The 20,547-nt window shown below is 73.6% G+C and carries 12 protein-coding genes and 1 tRNA gene; 4 read left to right on the forward strand and 9 right to left on the reverse strand.

Annotation, left to right across the window (positions count from 1 at the left end):
* Positions 1 to 129: 129 nt before the first annotated feature.
* Positions 130 to 1,875 carry an N-6 DNA methylase gene (locus LO763_RS14585; protein WP_230603302.1) on the forward strand — a complete coding sequence of 582 codons (1,746 nt, stop codon included), beginning with the start codon at positions 130 to 132 and terminating at the stop codon, positions 1,873 to 1,875.
* A 266-nt stretch (positions 1,876 to 2,141) separates the two neighbouring features.
* Here the strand turns inward: LO763_RS14585 and LO763_RS14590 are convergent.
* The 5 genes from LO763_RS14590 to LO763_RS14610 form a co-directional block, all read right to left on the reverse strand.
* Positions 2,142 to 2,214, reverse strand: a tRNA-Thr gene (locus tag LO763_RS14590).
* Between the two features lie 107 nt (positions 2,215 to 2,321).
* Entirely contained in the window at positions 2,322 to 4,922 is a 2,601-nt protein-coding gene (locus tag LO763_RS14595) for an Hsp70 family protein (RefSeq protein ID WP_230603304.1), read from the reverse strand.
* 233 nt (positions 4,923 to 5,155) lie between these two features.
* On the reverse strand, positions 5,156 to 6,160 hold the full coding sequence (gene rlmB, locus LO763_RS14600; protein WP_230603306.1) for a 23S rRNA (guanosine(2251)-2'-O)-methyltransferase RlmB: 1,005 nt from the start codon (positions 6,158 to 6,160) through the stop codon (positions 5,156 to 5,158).
* Positions 6,161 to 6,208: 48 nt separating this feature from the next.
* Complete coding sequence (gene cysS, locus LO763_RS14605; RefSeq protein ID WP_230603308.1) at positions 6,209 to 7,618, reverse strand: cysteine--tRNA ligase; 1,410 nt, start codon at positions 7,616 to 7,618, stop codon at positions 6,209 to 6,211.
* A gap of 144 nt (positions 7,619 to 7,762) precedes the next feature.
* Positions 7,763 to 9,505, reverse strand: a complete 1,743-nt coding sequence (locus LO763_RS14610; RefSeq protein ID WP_230603310.1) for a choice-of-anchor I family protein — start codon at positions 9,503 to 9,505, stop codon at positions 7,763 to 7,765.
* Positions 9,506 to 9,778: 273 nt separating this feature from the next.
* Between LO763_RS14610 and LO763_RS14615 the strand changes: the two genes are divergently transcribed.
* Together LO763_RS14615 and LO763_RS14620 are read left to right on the forward strand one after the other, a co-directional pair.
* A complete protein-coding gene (locus LO763_RS14615; RefSeq protein ID WP_230603312.1) occupies positions 9,779 to 10,723 on the forward strand; it encodes an ABC transporter ATP-binding protein in 945 nt (314 codons plus the stop codon).
* Positions 10,716 to 11,498, forward strand: a complete 783-nt coding sequence (locus tag LO763_RS14620; RefSeq protein WP_230603314.1) for a DUF2705 family protein — start codon at positions 10,716 to 10,718, stop codon at positions 11,496 to 11,498. Before LO763_RS14615 ends, LO763_RS14620 begins: the two co-directional genes overlap by 8 nt.
* Positions 11,499 to 11,560: 62 nt before the next feature.
* Here the strand turns inward: LO763_RS14620 and LO763_RS29865 are convergent, their stop codons facing one another.
* Positions 11,561 to 13,021 (reverse strand): LPXTG cell wall anchor domain-containing protein, encoded by a 1,461-nt coding sequence (locus LO763_RS29865; RefSeq protein ID WP_230603316.1) that lies wholly within the window; start codon positions 13,019 to 13,021, stop codon positions 11,561 to 11,563.
* A gap of 514 nt (positions 13,022 to 13,535) precedes the next feature.
* Entirely contained in the window at positions 13,536 to 16,013 is a 2,478-nt protein-coding gene (locus tag LO763_RS14630) for an alpha-L-arabinofuranosidase family protein (RefSeq protein WP_230603318.1), read from the reverse strand.
* A gap of 136 nt (positions 16,014 to 16,149) precedes the next feature.
* Between LO763_RS14630 and LO763_RS14635 the strand changes: the two genes are divergently transcribed.
* Positions 16,150 to 17,124, forward strand: a complete 975-nt coding sequence (locus LO763_RS14635; protein ID WP_230603320.1) for an ADP-ribosylglycohydrolase family protein — start codon at positions 16,150 to 16,152, stop codon at positions 17,122 to 17,124.
* Between the two features lie 68 nt (positions 17,125 to 17,192).
* On the opposite strand, the gene LO763_RS14640 is transcribed toward LO763_RS14635, so the two are convergent.
* Together LO763_RS14640 and LO763_RS14645 are read right to left on the reverse strand one after the other, a co-directional pair.
* Positions 17,193 to 18,356, reverse strand: a complete 1,164-nt coding sequence (locus tag LO763_RS14640; RefSeq protein WP_369431994.1) for an NAD(P)-dependent malic enzyme — start codon at positions 18,354 to 18,356, stop codon at positions 17,193 to 17,195.
* Positions 18,357 to 18,453: 97 nt separating this feature from the next.
* Positions 18,454 to 20,409, reverse strand: a complete 1,956-nt coding sequence (locus LO763_RS14645) for a YehQ family protein (RefSeq protein ID WP_230603324.1) — start codon at positions 20,407 to 20,409, stop codon at positions 18,454 to 18,456.
* Between the last annotated feature and the right edge of the window lie 138 nt (positions 20,410 to 20,547).

Here is a 20,547-nt window from a genome sequence, read left to right on the forward strand (position 1 = left end):
GATCTTCCTTCCGTGGGGTGGAGTTCGGAATTCAAAGCTTGTGAACTCACTTCACGAGACTAATAGACTGTGTCGAGTCTCAGCAACGCGGGGTGGGTTACGATTCCCCGGATCCGACAGGAGTGCCGCATGACCACCCGTGACGCCGGTTCCGGCGAGACCATCACGCTGACCGACCTCGCCCGCCTCGCCGGGGTGGGACGCAACGCCGTCAGCAACTGGCGCCGCCGCGAACCCGACTTCCCCGCCCCCGTGGACGCCTCGGCCCGCCGATCGCGCTTCTCCCTCGCCGCGCTCGAGGCGTGGGCCGAGGCGCACGGCCGCGCGCTCCACGTCACCGGCGCCGACCGGCTCTGGTTCGCCCTCGCGGCCGCGCACCCGACCGCCGAGGACGCCCTCGGCGCGGTCGCCGCCGCGTTCGCGGCGCTCGCCCCCGAGCCGCCGGCCGGGCCCGCCGCCTTCGCGCCCGCACCCGACCCGGCGCTCGTGGAGCGGCTCGCGGCGCTCCGGCGCGAGAGCGCCGGGGCCGACCTGTTCGCGTTCTTCATCGAGCGGGCCCGCGAGGCGGCCGGGTCCGGGACGCCGCCGGGCATCGGGCCCCTCGCCGACGTCGCCGCGGTCGTGGCGGAGGGCGCGGCCGCGCCGACGGTCCACGACCCCGCGTGCGGCGAAGGGGACCTCCTCGCGGCCGTCGCCCGGCGGATCGGCCGCTGCGCCGCGCTCACCGGGACGGACCTGTCGCAGGCGCGCGCCGCGATCGCCGAGCAGCGCCTGCGGCTCCTGGACGACCGCGCCGAGGTGCGGGCGCGCACCGGCGACTCGCTGCTGAGCGCGCTCCCGCAGGAGCGGTACGACCTGGTCGTGTGCGACCCGCCGTTCAACGTCAAGGACTGGGGCCACGACCGGCTCCCCGACGGGGACGACCCGCGCCTGGCGTACGGCACGCCGCCGCGCACCGAGCCCGAGCTGGCGTGGGCCCTGCACTGCGTCGCGCTGCTGGCCCCCGGCGGCCACGCCGTCGTGCGCATGCCCGCCCAGGTCGCCCACCGCCGCACCGGCCGGCGCCTGCGCTCCGAGCTGCTGCGCTGGGGCGCGCTCCGGGCGGTCGTGGACCACCCGGAGGCCAAGGCGCACCTGTGGGTCCTGGCCCCCCGGGGCGAGACGAGCCGGCTGCTGGTCGCGAACGGCGGGGACTTCGCCGAGGCGTGGCGCGACCTCGCGGCCGCGCCGAACGCGCCGGTCGCCCGCACCGACGCGGTCACGGTGCCGCTCATGCGGCTGTGGGACGAGGACGTGGACGTCTCCCCCGCCGTCTACCTCGCCGGCGCGGCGGGCGACGCGGCGGACCTGCCCGGGGCGGTCGAGCGCCTCGGCGAGCGGCTCGGCGCGATCGCGGGGCGGCCGCTGCCGCGCTTCGGCGCCGGGGCGGAGGAGTCGGCCCCGGAGACGAGCCTGGGCGACCTCGAGCGGGACGGGCACCTCGCGGTGGCGCCGGGCGGGGAGGGCGGGGACGAGCGGTGCGTCATCGTCGACCCGGTGGGCGAGCCGCCGGTGCGGCTGGGGCGGCGCGGCGACGCGGCCGAGACGCAGTGGACGGTCGTCGCCGAGCCGACGGTGGACCTGGGCTGGATCGCGGCCGCGCTCGCGGCGCGGCTCCCCACGGCGACCAGGCGGACCGCGACCGGCGCGAAGCGCCGCATCCTGTCGGTGCGGATCCCGCGGCTCCCGCTGGCCGAGCAGGAGCGGCGGGGGGCGGCCTTCGCGAAGCTGGAGGAGGTGCGCGGGGCGCTCCAGGACTCGGAGGCGGCGGTGGCGGCACTGGCGGCGGAAGCGGCGGCCGGGCTGGTCACGGGCGCGGTGACCGTGGAGGAGTGAGCGGCCGGAGGCGCCGTCCTCTTTCGGGTGGCACGGGGCCGCGGAGACCGATTCTCGTCGGACCCGAGAGCGAAAGCGGGCCCTACCTTCCCCTCTCGGAAGGGTGGGGGCCGGGGACGGCCGTTCGCCGGGCCGGCGACGGCGCTCGGCACCGCACGGGATCTCGCGTTCGGGAGGTTGCCGCGGGCCGTGCTACGGGCGTTTGAACGGACTGGAAATGGTTCAGGTGGGGCCGGGATATCCCTGGCCCCACCTGCTGTTCCCGGAGCCGCTGACAGGATTCGAACCCGCAACCTACTGTTTACAAGACAGTTGCTCTACCGTTAAAGCTACAGCGGCTGGTCGGCGCCGGTTCACGGCGCGACGACCCGATTCTACTGGACCGCGCGCGGTCCCCGGCACTCGCCGATCCCGCCGGGGGCGCCGAGTGCGGGGCGGCCGCCGGGTCACGCGTCGCGGAACGCGTAGACCTGCATCCCCTCCGGCGTCAGGCAGGCCAGGCGGGCGTCCGAGGCGTCGCAGTCGTAGACCTCGAGGTCGATGCGCAGGTCGCTGCGGGTCCCGTCGCGGCCCAGGCCGACCACGTTGCCGGTGCTGGTGGTGAAGCCCGACCCGGAGGGCCAGTCGAGCGCGCTGCCGCCGTCGATCGCGGTGAAGGTCTCCTCGAGGCTGTTGTTCCGCTTGTCGAAGTCCTTGTCGTAGATCTGGGTGCGCAGGTCGTCGCCCGCGTAGTACTCGACCATGAGGCGGTCGCCGATCGGCTGGACGCCGCCGTACCCGCCCTCGTCGTCGAAGTCGTGGACGAACTCCTCGTCCTCGGCGTCGTAGACCTTCCAGGTGTAGACGTCGGTCGCGCCCTCCACCGGTTCCCTGACGCACACCCGGGTCTCGCCGCAGGCGGCCATCGGGTAGGCCTCGAGCACGCCGCCGTCGACGGTCTCGCTGTCCACTTCGGCCAGGTCGTCGTCGAGGTCGTAGACGTTGAGGTCGTAGCCGGTGGACTTCACGACGCCGACGTAGAGGAGGCCGTTCCAGGCGAAGTAGTGGTCGTCGAGGGTCTCGAGCTCCTTCTCCGCGATGAGGTCGCCGGACTCGACCTCGTAGACGTGCAGCACGTTGTCGCCGGTGAGCGCCCAGACCCGGCCGTCGCCGTTGACGGTCTCGGCGGGCTTCGCGATGTCGTCGGGGCTGCCGGCGAGGTCCCAGCCGGCGTTCACGACGCCCTCCTCGGCGTTGCCGATCCCCCATTCGGCGACGGTCTCGCCGTCGGCGTCGTAGACGGCGAAGTCGTTGCCGTCGACGGGGGCGATCACGAGGAGGTCGCCGGAGCGGGCCGCGTCGCGGCCGGGGCTGGTGACCGTGTTGCGGGTCTCGCCGGTCTTCCAGTCGAGGAAGAAGTACCGGTACTCGGAGCCGCCGTCGGCGGCCTCGACCTCCTGGGAGAAGGCGATGAGCTCGTCGGAGACGTAGTAGGCGTCGTTCCAGCCGTCGCCGGGGAAGACCCGGTCCCCGTCCCACAGCGGCTCGCCCGTGCCGGTGTCGACCGCGCGCACGTGGAGCTCCTGGCCGCTCTCGTCGCCGGAGGCGGTCGTGTACGCGAACAGGGCCCGGTCGTCCCAGACGCGGACCTCGTAGAGGCCGTCGTCGACCTCGCCGCCGAACGCGGTCGCGGCGCCGACCTCGGTGAGCTCCTCGTCGAACGGGCGCTGCTTGTAGGGGTTGGTGATCCACCACAGGCCCACCGGGACGGCGACGGCGAGGAGGACGGCCGCGACGCCGATCGCGATCCACTTCGGGGGGATCCGGCGCTTGGGGGGCTCGGGGGCGCTGGGGAGGCCGCCGCGGCGCAGCGCGACGGTCTCGTCCGAGGCGGGCGCGCGGGGCGGGAGGCTCCCGGCGGCCTGCGTGGGCGGTGCGGTCGGGTGCGGCGGCGGCGAGGGCGGCGTCAGCTGGACGGGCGGCGTGACCGGCGCGGGGGCCGCCGTCGCCAGGGCCGCGCCCTCGCTCACCGGCAGCTCCGGCTGCTCCAGGACCGTCGGCGCGATGCCGAGCCCTTCGTGCAGCATCTTCGCGACCATGGGCATCCGGCTGGAGCCGCCGACGAGGAACAGCCCGGCGAGCTGGTCGGGGCGGCGCCCGGTCAGGCCCAGGACCCGCTGGGTCTCGCCGACCGCGCGCGACAGGAGCGGGCGCGAGATCTGGTCGAGCTCGCCGCGCGTCAGGTGCAGGGACTGGGCCATGTCGGGGACGGTCACCGGCGCGACCGAGGAGCGCGAGAGCATCTCCTTGGCGGCGCGGACCTCTTCCCACAGCTCGCGGCGGTTGCGCAGCTCGCTGGCGCCGCTGGGGTTCTCCAGGCGCTTCCAGATCTCGGGTTCGCGCGCGCGCACGGTCGCCCCGATGTGGGCGACGAGGGCCGCGTCGAAGTCGAGGCCGCCCAGGTCGTGCAGGCCGCCGTCGGCGAGCACGCCGAACGAGCCGTCGGGGCGCCGCTCCAGGACGGCGATGTCGAGCGTGCCGCCGCCGAAGTCGAAGACCGCCAGGGCCTGGCCCGGCGCGAGCGGGTGCGAGAGGCGGGAGGTGTAGTAGTGGGCGGCGGCCACCGGTTCGGTGAGGATCTTGACCGGCCGGTACCCGGCCTGGGCGGCCGCGTCGTGCAGGGCGCCGCGGCGCTGCTCGGACCAGGCCGCCGGGCAGGTGAGGACCGCGTTCGGCAGGTGCCCGACCGATTCGATCGCGGCGCGGGCGACGCGCGAGAGGATCGCCGCGAACGCGGCCGTCACCGGGACCTCGCGGTCGCCCAGCAGGATCGTGCCGTCGGAGACGCGGTGCTTGGGGTTGGGCTCGAACCGCTCGGGCGCGGTCAGCGCCAGCCGCTCGGCGTCCTTGCCGGTGTGGAGGACCCCGGCGGGGTCGAGGAACACCGCGGAGGGCATGACCGGGGAGCCGTCGAACAGCAGCGGCCGGGTGCGGCCGTCGGGCCAGACCACGACGGCGACCGTGTGCGAGGTACCGAGATCGACGCTGAGCAGGTAATCAGCCGGCATGCGGGGCAGCTCCGGGGGCTAGGGCGTGCGGGATCGTTTCAGGTTAATCCGGCGCGGCGACAGGCGCGGGTACGGGGATCGCCCGTTGTGGGGGAGGCGGGGCGCCGCGGGCTCGCGAACGCCCCGCGACCGGATGCTCGAGCGCCTCGGCCGTCCCGGGCGGTTCGCGGGACGGGCGGGACGGTCCGGACGGGAGCGGTCGGCGGGCGCGGCGAGATCCCGCAGGGCGACGGTCAGCGGCGCTGGCGCTGGACTTCGGCGAGGGCGATCGAGGCCGCGACCGAGGCGTTGAGGGACTCGACCTCGCTGCTGATCGGGATGCCCGCCCGGTGGTCGCAGGTCTCGGCCACGAGCCGCGAGACGCCCTTGCCCTCGTCGCCGACGACGATGAGCAGCGGGTCGGTCGCCACGGGCAGGTCGAACACGTCGACGTCGCCGCCGCCGTCGAGCGCGACGGTCATGAACCCGGCCTGCTGGCAGGCCTGGATGGTGCGGGTCAGGTTGACGACCTTGGCCACGGGCAGCCGCGCGGCGGCGCCCGCGGAGGTCCGCCAGGCCACGGCCGTGACGGACGCGGCCCGCTTGGACGGGATGATGAGGCCGTGGCCGCCGAACGCGGCGGTGGAGCGGATGATCGCGCCGAGGTTCCGCGGATCGGTGACCCCGTCGAGGGCGACCAGGAGCGGGGCGGTGCCCGAGGTCCGGCTGACCTCCAGGAGGTCCTCGAAGTCGGCGTACTCGTACGGCTCGATCTGGAGGCCGATGCCCTGGTGGAGGGCGTTGTTGGTGCGCCGGTCGAGGTCGCGGCGGGCGAGCTCCTTGATCGGGAGGTCGCGGTTGCCGGCCAGGCGCACCGACTCGGCGACCCGGTCGTCGAGCTCGGTGCCGAACGCGACGTACAGGGCCGTGGCCGGGACCTTCGCGCGCAGCGCCTCCAGGACCGGGTTGCGGCCGAGGATCATCTCGGGCTCGTCGGCGCGGCGCGCGCTCGGACGGGGCTTGGTCTTGCCGATGTTGGTGGTGCGGCCCTCCGAGGCGGCCTTGGCGCGCTCCTTCGACTGCTTCCACTGGGTCTTCTGGGGCTTGTCGTCGCCGGTGTAGGACTTGTGCCAGGGCCGGTCCTCGGCCTTGAGGGTGCGGCCCTTGCCCGCCAGGCCCTTCTTGCCCCCGCCCGAGCCGATCTTGGGGCCGGCCTTGCTGGTCTTGCGGCGGTTCGGGTTGCCACCCTTGGTGCTCATCGGTTCAGATTCCCCAGGTCGTCGATCGTCGGAGACAGGCGGCGCCGCCTAGTCAACAGTCCATACGGGACCGCGAGGGGTGTCCTTGACGGTGATGCCGGCGTGCGCGAGCTCGTCGCGGATGCGGTCGGCAGCCGCGTAGTCCTTGCGGGCCCTGGCCTCGGCGCGCTGTTCGAGCGCGATCTTCACCAGCGCGTCCACGGCGCCGCTGAGCTTCGCGTCCCCCGGGTCGTCCCAGTGCGGGTCGAGCGGGTCGAGGCCGAGCTGGTCGAGCATAGCTCGGACGCCGGCCCCGATGCGGGCCGCGGCGGCGTCGTCACCGGTGTCGGAGGCGGCGTCGAGGGCGGCGTTGCCCCGGCGGGCCATGTCGTGGACCGCGGCGACGGCGGCGGGCGTGTTGAGGTCGTCGTCCATGGCGGCGGTGAACTCGGGCGGGAGGGAGCCGCCGATGGTGGACTCGACCCCCAGCGCCTCGGCCGTACGGTGTACGAAGTTGGAGAGGCGGTCCCACGCGGACTGGGCCTCCCCGAGCGCGGCCTCGGAGAAGTCCAGCGGGGACCGGTACTGGCCGGTGGTCAGGTAGTAGCGGATGTCGACGGGCCGGAAGCCCTTCTCGCCGAGCGCGGTGACGCTCAGGGTGTTCCCCAGGGACTTCGACATCTTGGTGCCGGCGAGGTTGAGCAGGCCGTTGTGCACCCAGTAGTTCGCGAAGCCGAGCCCGGCCGCGCGCGACTGGGCCAGCTCGTTCTCGTGGTGGGGGAACATGATGTCGGTGCCGCCGCCGTGGATGTCGAACGCGTCGCCGAGGTAGCGGCGGGCCATCGCGGAGCACTCGATGTGCCAGCCGGGGCGGCCCGGGCCCCACGGGGAGGTCCAGGCGGCGTCGAGCGGCTCGCCGGGCTTGTGGGCCTTCCACAGGCCGAAGTCGCGCGAGTCGCGCTTGTCGCCGGTGTCGGGGCTGGCGATCATGTCCTCGGGGCGGCGGTGCGAGAGCTCGCCGTAGTCGGGCCAGGAGGCCACGGAGAACCAGACGTTGCCGGCCGCGGTCGCGTAGGCGTGGCCGCGGTCGACGAGCTCCTGGATGAGGTCGACCATCTGGGTGATGTGCCCGGTGGCGCGCGGCTCGTACGTGGGGCGCTCGACGCCGAGGAGGCCGTAGTCGCGGTTGGTGGTCCGCTCGTTCTCGTAGGCGATGGACCACCACGGGCGGCCCTGCTCCTCGCCGCGGACGAAGATCTTGTCGTCCACGTCGGTGACGTTGCGCACGTAGGTGACGTCGTAGCCGGTGCGGCGCAGCCAGCGCACGATCACGTCGTAGGCGACGCCGGTGCGCAGGTGCCCGATGTGGGGCGGCCCCTGGACGGTGAGGCCGCACAGGTACACGCCGACCTGGCCGGGCTTCCGGGGCTGGAAGTCGCGTACGGATCGGGTGCCGGTGTCGTACAGTCGCAGGCTCACCCGGCAAGTCTAGACAACCAGGCCGCGCGCCCGGCCCGCCGCGCCCCGCGTGTCAGGCCCGGTGGCCGGGCCTGCGTGCGCCCGCGGCGGCGATGTGGGTCGCCGCCGCGCGTCCGGCCGGTCGCGCCCCGGCCGGGGGAGGCGTCAAGCGGTGCGGCGGCGGGCCGCGACGACCACGCCCCCGGCGAGCACCAGCGCTGCGGCGAGGCCCACGAGCAGGCCCGTGACGCCGGTCCCGGTCACCGGCAGCTGCGGCGACGCGGTCGGCGTCCCGCTCGGGTCGCCCTCGCCCTCGCCGCCGCCACCGGCCCCGCCGGCGGTGAGGTCGTACAGCGCGGTGGTCCCGGAGATCTCGTTGCCGACCACGATCATGTCCCGCCCGGTCGGCGAGTCCGCGGCCGCGACGAACGCGATCGACTCCGGGCCCAGGTCCCCCGCGTCGCCCTCGCCCGGTTCGACGCCGAAGTCGCGCCCGGTCACGTAGTCGACGAAGAACGCCCCGGCGGGGTCGGTGACGTCGTAGACCATGACGCCGCCCTGGCGCTCCAGGCCGATGAACGCGTACGTGCGGCCGTCGACGGCGCCCACGGCGACCGCCTCGGGCTCGGGGCCCTTGTCGTCGGAGCGGTCGTCGAAGTCGTTGGACTCGTTGTCGGCGTTGAAGTGCTCGGCGTAGTCGGCGGCGATCACCGTCTCGAAGTCGGACCCTGAGTCGAAGACGAGGTCGCCCCCGGCGGTCCAGATCGAGAACGAGCGCGCCCCGAAGGAGTACAGCTCGTCGTAGCAGCCCGCCTCGGTCAGCCCGAGCGTCGCGGTGACCTTGAGGCGGCCGAGCTCCTCCTCGGACTGGAGCTCGGCGAGGTCGGCGCCGGCGAAGGCGTCCGCGCACAGCTCGAGGTCCTCGACGCGGGCCTCCTCGGAGTAGTCGCCCCATTCGCGCACGTCGCCCTCGTTGGCGGTGACCAGGTAGGTCTCGCCGCCCGCGGCGTAGGACGCGACCGTGTCGGGCAGGTACAGGCCCTGCACGGGGCGGTTGCGGATGTCGACCGCGCCGTCCTCGTCGGAGGCGTCGAGGCCGTTCCCGTCGGCCGAGTGGTCCTTGGCACCGAGGGCGTGGACGTCGGCGACCTCGGCGGCGGCCAGGTCGACGACGGCGATCGCGTTGTTCTCCTGGAGGGTCACATACGCGTGGGCGTCGTCGGGCGCGGTCACGTACTCGGGTTCGATCCCGGCGGCCACGTCGTCCGGGTCGGGGCCGAAGACGCGGAAGCCCTCGGGCAGGTCGCGCTCGCCGGAGGCGTAGGCCGCGAAGTCGGCGGTGCGCACCTCCCGGGTCGCGACGTCGATGACCGAGACGGTGCCGTCGGGGTCGGTCGCGTAGTCCTCGGAGGGCTCGCCCTCGTTGGCGACGACGATGTAGGCGCCGCCGCCGGAGAACGCGAGGCTGTCGGGCAGGGCCCCGACCTGGAGCTCGTCGACGAAGTCGCCGTCGGTGGTGAACAGGGCGACCCAGCCGGCGTCGGTCTTGTCGGGCGCCTCGACCGCGACGGCCACGAGCCCGTCGCGGACGGCCACGGAGTTGGCGACCGCGCCCTCGACGCCGAGCGCGGCGGCCGCGTCGAGCGTGAAGGCCAGGGCGGGCGCGGCGGGGTCGGCGACGTCGAGGACGTCCACGACCGCGGCCTCGGCGTTGACGGTGAACACCCGGTGCGACCGGGGGTCGTAGGCGACGATCTCGGCGGCGCCCTCGGCGAACGCGCCGGACGCGTAGGCGCCCAGGGGGGTGACGGCGAGGGCGGGCCCGTCCTGCGCGGCGGCGGGGACGGCCGGGACGGCGAGGGCGGCGAGGCCCAGGGCCAGCGGAGGGACGAGCAGGCGCTTGAGCACAGTCCGGTTCCTGTTCTTCAGTTGGGGAGGGAACGTACCGGCCCAGTCCACCGACCGCAGGGAACCCGCGCCGGAGCGGAGGGTGAACCGGCCGTGAACACCCGAGCGCGAAACGGCGCGGGGGTAGTACCGGGGTACCGTCCCGGGGCGCCGCTCCTCCCTGAGGGGGACCCGGAAATCGGTCCGCGCGCCCATGCGCGGGCGCCGCCGCCGTCCATAGACTGGCCTCGTCCCCGACCCGCGAACCAGAGCCACTAAGAACTGGAGCCCCTCTTGATCACCGCGAAGGGTCTGTACAAGCGCTACCGGAACACGGTGGCCGTAGACCAGCTCTCATTCGACGTCAGACCCGGCGTCGTCACCGGATTCCTCGGCCCCAACGGGTCGGGCAAGTCCACGACCATGCGCCTCATGCTCGGCCTCGACCACGGCGGGGGCGAGACCCGCTTCGACGGCGAGCGGTTCACCGACATCCGCCGCCCCATGAACAAGGTGGGGACGCTCCTGGAGGCGAAGCCGTTCCACCCGACCCGCTCGGCCCGCAACCACCTGCGGATGCTCGCCAGCGCCAACGGCGTCGGCGACGCGCGCATCGACGAGGTGATGGAGCTGGTGGGCCTCGCCTCGGTGAAGCGGAAGAAGCCGAAGGGCTACTCGCTCGGCATGGCGCAGCGCCTCGGCCTCGCCCAGGCGCTCCTGGGCGACCCCGGGATCCTCCTGCTCGACGAGCCGACCAACGGCCTCGACCCGCACGGCATCCACTGGATGCGCGACATGCTCAAGCACCTCGCCGCCGAGGGCCGCACCATCTTCGTCTCCAGCCACCTGCTGTCGGAGATGCAGCTCATGGCCGACGAACTGGTCGTGATCGGCCGCGGCACGATGATCTTCAACGGCGACGTCGACCAGTTCGTGCGCGAGTTCACGCAGTCCACCGTCATCGTCCGCAGCCCCGCCGCCGACGGCTTCGCGCCCGCCCTGGAGGGCGCCGGGGCCGAGGTCGCCAAGGGCAAGGACGGCGAACTGGTCGTCTCCGGCATGGAGATCGGCGCGGTCGGCCACCTCGCGTTCACCGAGGGCGTCGAACTGTCCGAGCTGTCCACCCGCAGCGCCTCCCTCGAAGAGGCGTTCATGTCCGCGACGGGCGCCTCCGAGGAGTTCATCGCGGCCGAACCGACCGTCCCCGCTGTCCAGACCGGTGGTGCCCCGAATGCTTGACGCCCTTCGCTACGAATGGACCCGGCTGACGACGCTGCGGTCCACCTACTGGCTCGTGGGCATCGGCCTGCTGGCCGCCGCCCTGATCCCGGTCATCCTCGGGTTCGCCGCCGGCGACGAGGAGCTGGTGCCGGAGATCATCGCGGTCGCCGTCAACGGCGGCGCCTCGTTCGGGATCCCGTTCCTGGCGGTGTTCATGGCGGTCATCGGGATCTTCGCGACCGGCCACGAGTACCGGCACGGCACGATCCAGCCGACGCTCACGGCGCTGCCGCAGCGCTCGCGCCTGATCCTGGCGAAGATCCTGGTCGTCTCCGCGGCCACGGTCGCGGTCACCGTGGTGTCCATGGCGGTCAACACCGGTGTGCTCATGGTGTTCTTCGGCGAGGTCCCGGGCCTGTTCGACGACCCGGTGCGGTCGGCGCTGCTGGGGTACGTGGTGTACACGCTGATCTACATGCTGGTGGGGCTCGGACTGGGGCTGCTGTTCCGCGGCGTCCCGTCGGCGCTGGTCGTGATCTTCCTGATGCCGCTGATCATCGAGAACGTCATCGTCGGCCTGTCGGTGCTGCCGGCGCTCGACTGGCTGGTGCCGGTGGTCAAGTTCCTGCCGTTCACGGCCGGGTCGCTGCTGATGACGGTCGGCTCGGCCGACATGGGCATGGGCCTGGACTACGGGTTCTTCGACCGGTGGGGCTCGGGCGCGGTGTTCGCGGTGTTCGCCGCGGCGATCATCGCCGCCGCGTGGACCCTGTTCAAGAAGCGCGACGCGTAACGCCGCAACGATGAGGCGGGCCCCGGCATGCGCCGGGGCCCGCCTTTGTCGTGTCGCGGGGTCTACCAGGTCCCGGCCGTGCGGCGGCGGCGCATGACGATGTAGACGGCGGCGCCGGCCGCGGCGAGCGCGGCCGCGGCCACGACCGCGACGGTCAGGGACGAGCCGGTCGTGGGCAGCTGCTCCTGCGCGACCGGGGTGGACTCCTCACCGGTCGGCGGCGGGGTGCCGTCGCAGGCCGCGGCGTCGTACTCCCACACGAAGGTGTCCTCGAGCTCGTCGTCGATGTAGACGTCGACGCTGAACTCCCCGTCGCCGGCGACCGGGACGGCGCCCTCGACGTGGGCCTCGGGCTCGATCGTCAGCGGGACGGCGTCGCCCGTGCTGGGCTCGAGGCGGACGTCGAAGGGGACGCCGCCGTTCTGGACGGCGGTGTTGAGGAACTCGTAGCCCACCGAGTCGCACTCGGACCAGAGCGTGCCGGTGAGGTCGGAGTAGGCGATGCACTGGGCGTCGTAGTCCTCGAACGCGAAGGGCACGGACCCTTCGGGCCAGGTGACCTCGAGCCACGGCTCGGTCTGGCCGTCGTACGCGACGAGGGGGAACAGCTCGAGCGGCGCGTCGCCGGGCGCGAGCGTGTGGGTCTCCTCGCCGGCGGCGGTGGCGACGGTGAACTCGGTGGTCAGGCCGTTCTCGGGGACCGAGAGGACGACCTTGAACTCGATGCAGTCGGCGACCACGGCGACCTCGGCGAGGCCGACGCACGCGGTCCCGTAGTCGTCCAGGACCAGTTCGGAGGAGCCGTCGGGCCAGGTGACCTCGAGCCGCGGGTCCTCGCTGCCGCGGTCGTAGTCGATCGGGACAGTGACCGTGGTCGACTCGCCGGGCGCGAGCGTGTGGGTCTCCTCGCCCGCGGCGGTGGCGACGGCGAACTCGGTGGTGCGGCCGTTCTGCGGCACCTCCAGCAGGACCGTGAACTCGGTGCAGCTGGAGGTCACGGTCGCGGCGGAGGGTTCGAGGGTGCACTCGCCGAGGAGGAGCTTGTCGGAGAACCCGAGCGTCGCGCTGAGGGCGGGGAAGCCCGAAGTGGTGATCGCGAGGGTCGGGGCGGCGAGCCTCACCCACTCGGTGTCGCCGGGGAGGACCTGCGTGCCGGAGAGGGCGCCCTCACCGTTCGCGGGCACCTCGGCGGCCGCCGCGAGGGTCGCGCCCGACTCGAAGTCGGGGCCGTGCCACTGCCACTGCTTGTCGCCCTCGGTCTGGTAGCCGACGGAGATGACGTTGTGGTCGTAGGACCGGTCGGTCTCGGAGGTGTCCTCGAGGTACCAGGTCACATGCCATTCGCCGGACTTGCATTCGGCCTCGCCCCACACGTCGGTGGTGACGCTGAACCATGTGCGCGCGCCGCTTCGGTGGCTGTCCTCGGCCTGGGCCGGGACCGCTACGGCGGCCGCGGCGGCGGTGCCCACGGCGGCGGCGCCGAGCAGGGCCGCCAGGCGTTTGAGTGATTGCTTGATGTGCACGTCGTCTCTCCGTTGGGGGGTCTGCGGGCGGGGGGCGGCGGCCACGAGTCCGCGAGGACCGTGGAGGGGGTCGCCCGGATCCGGGCGTCCGCCGCCCCGTCGAGTGGGGGCAGTAGTGAAACGCGAGAGAGAATCGCCTGGTTGCGCAACGATTCGGCAACGTTCGAAGTGCCGGAAATGCTCCTATGTGGGCGCCGTGCAAAAGCGGAGCCGTCGGCCGAAACGAGCCCGACCGGGGCGAACCCCCGGATTCCGGGGGCCATCGGCGCACTCGGCCCACCGGGGGCCGCCGGGGCCCTCGGCGGCCGGTGTCCGTCATGTCCCCGCGAACGCGAAGCGGGGGGGGGGGGGGGGGGGGGGGGGGGGCGCCCCCGCGGCGGGGGGGGGGGGCCGCCCGCCGGCCCCCCCCCCCCCCCCCCCCCCCCCCCCCCCCCCCCCCCCCCGCCGCCCGCCCCCCCCGCGCGCCCCCCCCCCCCGCCCCCCCCCGGCCCCCCCCCCGCCCCCCCGCTTCTTCTCAATGGCGCCCTTGTGGTTTCAGGGTGATGAAGGTGACCGAGTAGGGCTCGAACTCGTAGGTGAACTCGTTGCCGAGGTCGCGGACCTGCTCCGTTTCGGGATGGACCACCTGCTCCTGGCCGAGGACGTTGTCGCAGCCCGGGTCGCACTGGAGGGTGGTGACCTCGGCCTTGTCCCGCAGGCGGCGGCCCTCCAGGTTCACGTCGGTGGTGACGGACTCGCTCTGGGCGTTGACGACCTTGAGGGTGATCTCGCCGGTGCGCTCGTCGCGGGTCACGACCTGGTAGAGCGGTTCGATCTGCTCCTCGTCCACGACGCTGAAGGCCTCGGCGCCGTCGACGTAGCCGGTGATGGTGCGCCCGGAGACCTCGATCCTGAGGTCGTAGGTGCGGCCGGTCTCGATCACCGTGTCGTGGTTGACGAGCGTGGACTTGCCGCCGCCGGAGGACTTCTCGACCGCGGAGGTGGTGTTGTTCCAGCCGCCGAGGTTCCACCAGTAGTAGTCGTCCGAGCCTTCGACGCCGAACATGACGAGGAAGCCCTCGCTGCCGGCGGTCTTGGTCGCTTTGAGCTCCATGGTGTAGTTCGACCAGTCGGCCGAGCCGGCGGTGCTGCGGGCGTCCTCGACGAGGGCGGTCTGGCGGTAGGCGCCGTCGGCCGCTTCCCAGGCGCCCGCGGCGTTGCCGCCGGGGGTCCAGGCGTCGGCGCCGTCGGCGAAGTCGTCTTCGAAGAGGGTGGCGCCGTCGGCGCCGGTGACCTTCACGTCGTCGTAGGTCGCGGCGGTGTTCCAGGTGGCCAGGCCGATGCCGCCGGCGATGTCCGGTGAGGCGATCGGCGAGGCGTCCAGGGCCGAGGCCAGGACCTCGTCGCCGGTGTGGTTCGCGAACAGGTGCTGCACCTCGTAGCTGGCGGACTTGACGGTCCGGTGGTTGTCGAACCAGATCATGTCCGGGGCCCAGTCGACGTAGTCGATGTTGGACAGCAGCGGGGCGTAGGAGGCCATGTCGACCACGTCGCCGTTGCGTTCGATGCCGGTGAGGTAGGAGGCCTCGGAGAGGGCGCTCCACCAGGTGTTGGAGCGGGAGGCGTACTCGCCGACGAAGACGTGCGGACCCTCGCGGTCGTAGGAGTCGTAGCGCCCGTTGTTGGAGAAGAACCACTCCGGCGAGTTGTAGTAGTGCTCGTCCACGAGGTCGGCGCCCTGCTCGCGGGCGAACTCCCAGCTGCGGTCGAACACGTCGCTCGAGTCGTCCACACCGGAGTTCGCGACGATCTCGATGTCGGGGTGGGCCTCGCGGATCGCCTCCTGGAACGCCGGGTAGTTGGCGTAGTACTGCTCCTTGTACTCCTCGTTGCCGAGGCCGATCTTCTCGAGGCCGAAGGGCTTGCGGTGGCCCATGGCGGCGCGCAGCGAGCCCCATTCGGAGTCGGCGGGGCCGTTGGCGAACTCCACTAGATCGAGTGTGTCCTGGACCCAGCGGTCGAGTTCTTCGGAATCGGTGATCTCGGCGGAGTCCCCGCAGCCGGTCACGCCCACGGGCACGACGGGCAGCGGTTCGGCCCCGATGTCCTCGGCGAACTGGAAGTACTCGAAGTAGCCGAGGCCGTAGGACTGGTTGTAGCCCCAGAAGTTGTGGTTGGCCGGGCGCTCCTCGACGGGGCCGACGGTGTCCTTCCAGTCGTAGGCCCGCTCGCGGCTCTCGGGGTCGAAGGAGCCGGTGTTGACGATGCATCCGCCGGGGAAGCGGAGAAAGGACGGATTCAGGTCGGCGATGAGCTCGGCGAGGTCGGCGCGCAGGCCGTTCTCGCGGCCCTTGTAGGTGTCCTCGGGGAAGAGGGAGACCATGTCGAGGTCCACCGCGCCCGCCGCGGTGACCTGGAGGCGGCCGGTGGTGGAGCCGGTGTCGGCCTCCAGCTCGGTCTCGTACTGCCGCCACTCCCCGCCGCCGCGGACGCGGACCGTCTCGGGGTCGGCGAGGGCGGTCCCGTCGGCGTCGACGAGGACGACCTCGAGCTCGGTGCGGGCGTCGGCGCTCGCCCAGACGCTGAAGTCGTAGTCGTCGCCCGCGGTGAAGGCCATGCCGGCGTTGTAGCCGGCGTTGACGAGCGCGGTCCCGGCGGCGGCGCTGACGTAGGAGGGGTTGGCGTCGTTGAGGGGGTCGCCGTGGGCGACGGCGGCGGAGCCCGAGGCGGTCTCCCAGGCCGTCAGGGGGTGGTAGGAGCCCTCGTCGGCCGGGCTGAACTCGAAGGAGCGGTTCTGCACGAGCTCGGCGTAGAGGCCGCCGTCGGCGGCGTGGTTGATGTCCTCGTAGAACAGGCCGTAGAGGTCGTCGGAGATGGGGGTGGCGTCGCGCAGGTCGACGTCGATGCGCACGTCGGCCTCTTGAGCGACGGCTCCGGACGCGGTGAGGGAGGAGATCGCGACGGCCGCCGCCGCTGCGACGGTCACCGCTCTCGTGCTGGTCGGAAACTTCATCGTCTCGTCCTTTTGCGGAGGATGGCGTTGAAACATGTCAATGCATTGTGCATGTTAACGCTCACTCGGTCAAGGGTCCGGCGTCCCGCGCCGAACGGCGGAAGCGCCGCGGGCAAGGCCCCCATACAATCCGGGCGTGCATGCAACGATCACGCGAGCCGACCGCGTCCTCGGCTGCCTCGTCGGCGGCGCCGTCGGGGACGCCCTCGGATACCAGGTCGAGTTCCAGTCCTGGTCCCGGATCGAAGAGGACTACGGGCCCGGCGGCGTCACCGAGATGCGCTGCAACCGGGTCTCCGACGACACCCAGATGACCCTGTTCACCGTCGAGGGCCTGCTGCTCGCGCAGCCGGGCGCGGAGGTGGAGGCGGTCCGCGAGGCCTACCTGCGGTGGCTCCAGACCCAGCGGGAACCCATGCCGCCCATGGGATCGCAGGGGCTCGTGGCCCAGCCGTGGCTGTACGCGCGGCGCGCGCCCGGCAACGCCTGCATCTCCGGGCTCGCCGCGCACGACCGGGCCGGCGGCGCGGACTGGCGGGGCCTCGCCGTGAACCCGAACTCGAAGGGCTGCGGGACCGTCATGCGCTCGGCCCCGTTCGGGCTGCGGTACGGGCCGGAGGCGGCCTTCGACCTGGCCGAGCGGTGCTCGGCGCTCACCCACGGCCACCCCACGGCGGGAGCCTCGGCCGGGGCCTTCGCGATGATGGTGGCGCACTTGTCGAACGGCGAGTCGCCGCAGCGGGCGGTGTCGGCGACCATGCTCCACCTGCGGCGGAGCCTCGACCGCTCCGAGACCCTCGACGCGCTCCAGCAGGCCTACGAGCTGGCCGGGAACGTCCCGCCGGCGCCGAACACCTGCGCCCCGCTCGGGGAGGGGTGGGTCGCCGAGGAGGCGCTGGCGATCGCGGTCTACTGCTTCCTGGGGACCGGCGACGTGCGGGCCGGGCTCGTGGCCGCCGTGAGCCACGACGGCGACTCCGACTCGACCGGCGCGATCCTCGGCAACCTCTACGGTGCCGCTTACGGGCACGGCGCCCTGCCGCGCGAATGGGCGGCGCAGACCGAAGGCCGTGAAGTCATCGCGTCCCTCGCAGCGCTGCTGGACGCGTGAGCGGAGCGGCGGGAAGGCCCGCCGGACCGCAGATCCGTAGGAGCCGCGATCCGGCGTCGGGCGTCCGGTCAGGCCGCGGCCTTCACGGCGGCGGCGACCGCGGGGGCGACCCGCGGGTCCAGCGGCGAGGGCACGATCCGGTCGGCGGCCAGGTCCTCGGCCGCGATGTCCGCGATGGCCTGGGCCGCGGCGAGCTTCATCGCCTCGGTGATCTGCTCGGCCCCGGCGTCGAGCGCCCCGCGGAAGATGCCGGGGAACGCGAGCACGTTGTTGATCTGGTTCGGGAAGTCGCTGCGGCCGGTCGCCACGATGGCGGCGTGGCGCGCGGCGACCGCGGGGTCGACCTCGGGCGTCGGGTTGGCCAGCGCGAAGACGATCGCGTTCTCGGCCATGCCCTCGAGGGCGGACTCGGGGACGCGGCCGCCGGAGACGCCGACGAGGACGTCCGCGCCGCGCAGGGCCTCGGCGACCTCGCCCTTGCGGCCGTCGCGGTTCGTGGCCTCGGCGAGGCGCTCCTTCACCGGGTTGAGCCGGTCGCGCCCCTGGTGGATGATGCCGGTCGAGTCGCAGACGACGATGTCCCCGACGCCGGCCTCGGTGAGGATCCTCGTGATCGCGACGCCGGCGGCGCCCGCGCCGACCACGGCCACGGTGAGGTCCTCGGCGCGGCGCTCCTGGAGCCGCAGCGCGTTGGTGAGCGCGGCGAGGACGACCACGGCGGTGCCGTGCTGGTCGTCGTGGAACACCGGGATGTCCAGCATGGCCTTGAGGCGGTCCTCGATCGCGAAGCAGCGCGGCGCCGAGATGTCCTCGAGGTTGATGCCGCCGAAGGACGGCGCGATGGCCGCGACGGCGGCCACGATCGCGTCGGGGTCCTTGGTGTCGAGGCAGATCGGGACGGCGTCGACGTCGGCGAACTGGCGGAAGAGCGCGGCCTTGCCCTCCATGACGGGGAGGGAGGCGGCCGGGCCGATGTCGCCGAGGCCGAGCACGGCGGTGCCGTCGGTGACGACGGCGACCAGGTTGGAGCGCCAGGTGTGCGTGCGCGCCAGGGACTCGTCGGCGGCGATGGCCTCGCAGACGCGGGCCACGCCGGGCGTGTAGGCGACCGAGAGGTCCTCGCGGCTGTCGAGCGGGACGGTGGTGGAGGTGCGCAGTTTGCCGCCCCGGTGGGCGAGGAAGATCGGGTCTTGCAGGTCGATCACAGGTTGAGATGGCACTGAAAGCCTCATTGCTTCGATGGTGATCGCCGACTCTGCGAACGCGGAACGGATGGTTCCACCGGAGATGTGAGTGGCTGGATTCAAAGACTGGGGATTGCCCAGGCGGTCATCGTAGCTCAGCGGTGACCGCCGTCCGGACGGCGGCGGCCGTCCAGGCGGCGCATTTCGCGGACTCGTCGTCCTCGCCCAACGCTTTGGACAGTTGGACGAAATCGTTTGCGGCCCTTTGGAGGCCGACGCGCTGGAGTTCGGCCGCGGCGGCTTCGACGCGGGCGCGGGAGGGCTCGCGGGAGCGGCGCAGCCCTTGGTGCGCGAGGTCGGCGCAGGCGGTGATCGCGCCGTCGATCGCGGCCGAGACGGGGTCGCTCGCGGGGCCGTCGCCGCCCGCGGCGAGCTCGCCGGCGTCGTCGCCGGGGGCGAGGTCGGGGACGACGGGGCCCTCGGCGGTGAGGATCGCGGTGGGCTCGACGATGAGCTCCCCGCGATGGCGGTGGAGGTGCCCGGCGACGGCGAGCGGGCGGTCCGCGAGGGCCCGCTCGGCGGCCTCGAGGGCGCCGGGGGCGGCCGCGCGGTGCTCGATGCGCAGGCGGGCGGTGCCGCCGCCGGGCGCGGTGACGATCGCCTCGAGGCGCTGCGAGGCGGGGTCGTAGCCGAGGAGTTCGCAGGACTCGACGGCGATGACGCGCAGGGACTCGGCGGCGACGCGGGGCCGCACCAGCGAGGGCGGCCGGTCGGCGAGTTCGGCGGCGAGCGCGTCGAGGTCGGTGGCGCGCAGGGAGGCCGGGAGGTCGTTCCAGGCCAGGCCGAGCGGGAGCACCTGGGTCTTGGCGAGGCGGCCGGTGCCGAGCTTGAGGGCGCGGGCGGCGGTGCGGGTGGCGGCCTCGGTGACGGTGTTGCCGCCGGCCAGGGCGCCGATCTTGCACCCGGCGAGGCGGCGCCCGGCGAGTTCGGCGCCGGTGAGGGCCTCGCCCTCGGGGAGGGGCCAGTCGCGCTGGATGGCGAGGACCATGCCGGTCTCGGGCTGGGCGAAGTAGAGCTCGAGGGTGCGGCGGTCGCCGTCGGTGCCGATGCGGGCGCCGAGGCCGGTGAGGCGGACGAGGGTCAGGGGGGTGGCGTCGGCCTCCTCGCTGCCGAGGACCTGGGCGGCGGGGGCGCCGCCGGGGTGGGCGGCGGCGCGGGCGCGGGCGGGGATCTCGGTGAGGAGGGCCGCGAGGCGCTGGGGGTCGTAGGCGGCCGAGCGGTCCTCGTAGCGCTGGAGCTGGTCGATGAGGTCGCCCATGGCGCCGGCGGGCCAGTGGGCGCGGCGGCGGGCGAGGGCCTTGGCCTCGCGCTGGAGGGCGGCGCGCAGGACGGCGTCGGCGCCGTCCGCGCCGTCGAGGAGGACCTGCTCGGTGAGGCGCAGGGCTTCGGCGAGGCCCGCTTCGGAGTCGGCGCCGCCGACGCTGACGGTGGGCGACTGGTCGGCCTCGCCTTCGCGGAAGGCCCAGACGGCGAGGACGATGGCGGCGGCGCGGGCGGGCCCGGTGGCGTCGGTGTGGACGTAGCCGAGGCCCGGGACGAGGAAGCTCACGGTGGCGGCGGGGAGTTCGGCGACGGCGGGCCGGTCGGGCCCGGGCCAGGTGAGGCGGGCGGTGTAGCCGGCGCGGCGGGTCTGCTCGGCGGCCTTGAGGGCGTGGGGGCCGAGGACGTCGCGGAGCTGGTCGTCGGTGATCGCGGCGGGGGTGGCGGCGGCCTCGGGTTCGGGAGGGGCGCTCTCGGTCTCGGCCGCTTCGGTGCCGGCGGGCTCGGCGGCCTGCCGCTGGTAGGCGAGGACGGCGCCGACGCGGTGGCGGCACTTGCCGGGGGCCCCGCAGGTGCAGGTGGCGGTGTCGAGGCCGCCGGAGGCGGGCAGGACGGCGGTGGCGCCGTCGGGGAAGACCGCGGTGAGGGCGCCGTCGCCGTCGAGTTCGAGCACCGGGGCGGTGCCGGCGTCGAGGTCCTTGGCGGCGCGTTTGACCAGGCCCCGGTTGGCGAGTGCCGCGAGGGCGTCGGCGGTGAGCGCGAGGAGGTCACTTCTGGACACGGCGGGGGCTCCTTCCGGGGAGGCTGCGGTGTCGGGCGAGGGGCCGGCGGTCGCGGAGCCCTCGCGGCGCGGAGCGGGTGCGGGGGGACTGCGCCGCACGGCGGCGGGCGGACGGGCGCGGCGCGGTCGCGCAGCCGG

This window comes from Glycomyces amatae (assembly GCF_020991375.1).
GTDB lineage: Bacteria > Actinomycetota > Actinomycetes > Mycobacteriales > Micromonosporaceae > Glycomyces > Glycomyces amatae.

Excerpts from the sequence above, each read along its gene's own strand:
- LO763_RS14595 (WP_230603304.1), bottom strand. The coding sequence starts at position 4,922 with ATGCCGGCTGATTACCTGCTCAGCGTCGATCTCGGTACCTCGCACACG.
- LO763_RS14585 (WP_230603302.1), top strand. The coding sequence starts at position 130 with ATGACCACCCGTGACGCCGGTTCCGGCGAGACCATCACGCTGACCGAC.
- LO763_RS14620 (WP_230603314.1), top strand. The coding sequence starts at position 10,716 with ATGCTTGACGCCCTTCGCTACGAATGGACCCGGCTGACGACGCTGCGG.
- LO763_RS14640 (WP_369431994.1), bottom strand. The coding sequence starts at position 18,356 with ATGAGGCTTTCAGTGCCATCTCAACCTGTGATCGACCTGCAAGACCCG.
- rlmB (WP_230603306.1), bottom strand. The coding sequence starts at position 6,160 with ATGAGCACCAAGGGTGGCAACCCGAACCGCCGCAAGACCAGCAAGGCC.
- LO763_RS14630 (WP_230603318.1), bottom strand. The coding sequence starts at position 16,013 with ATGAAGTTTCCGACCAGCACGAGAGCGGTGACCGTCGCAGCGGCGGCG.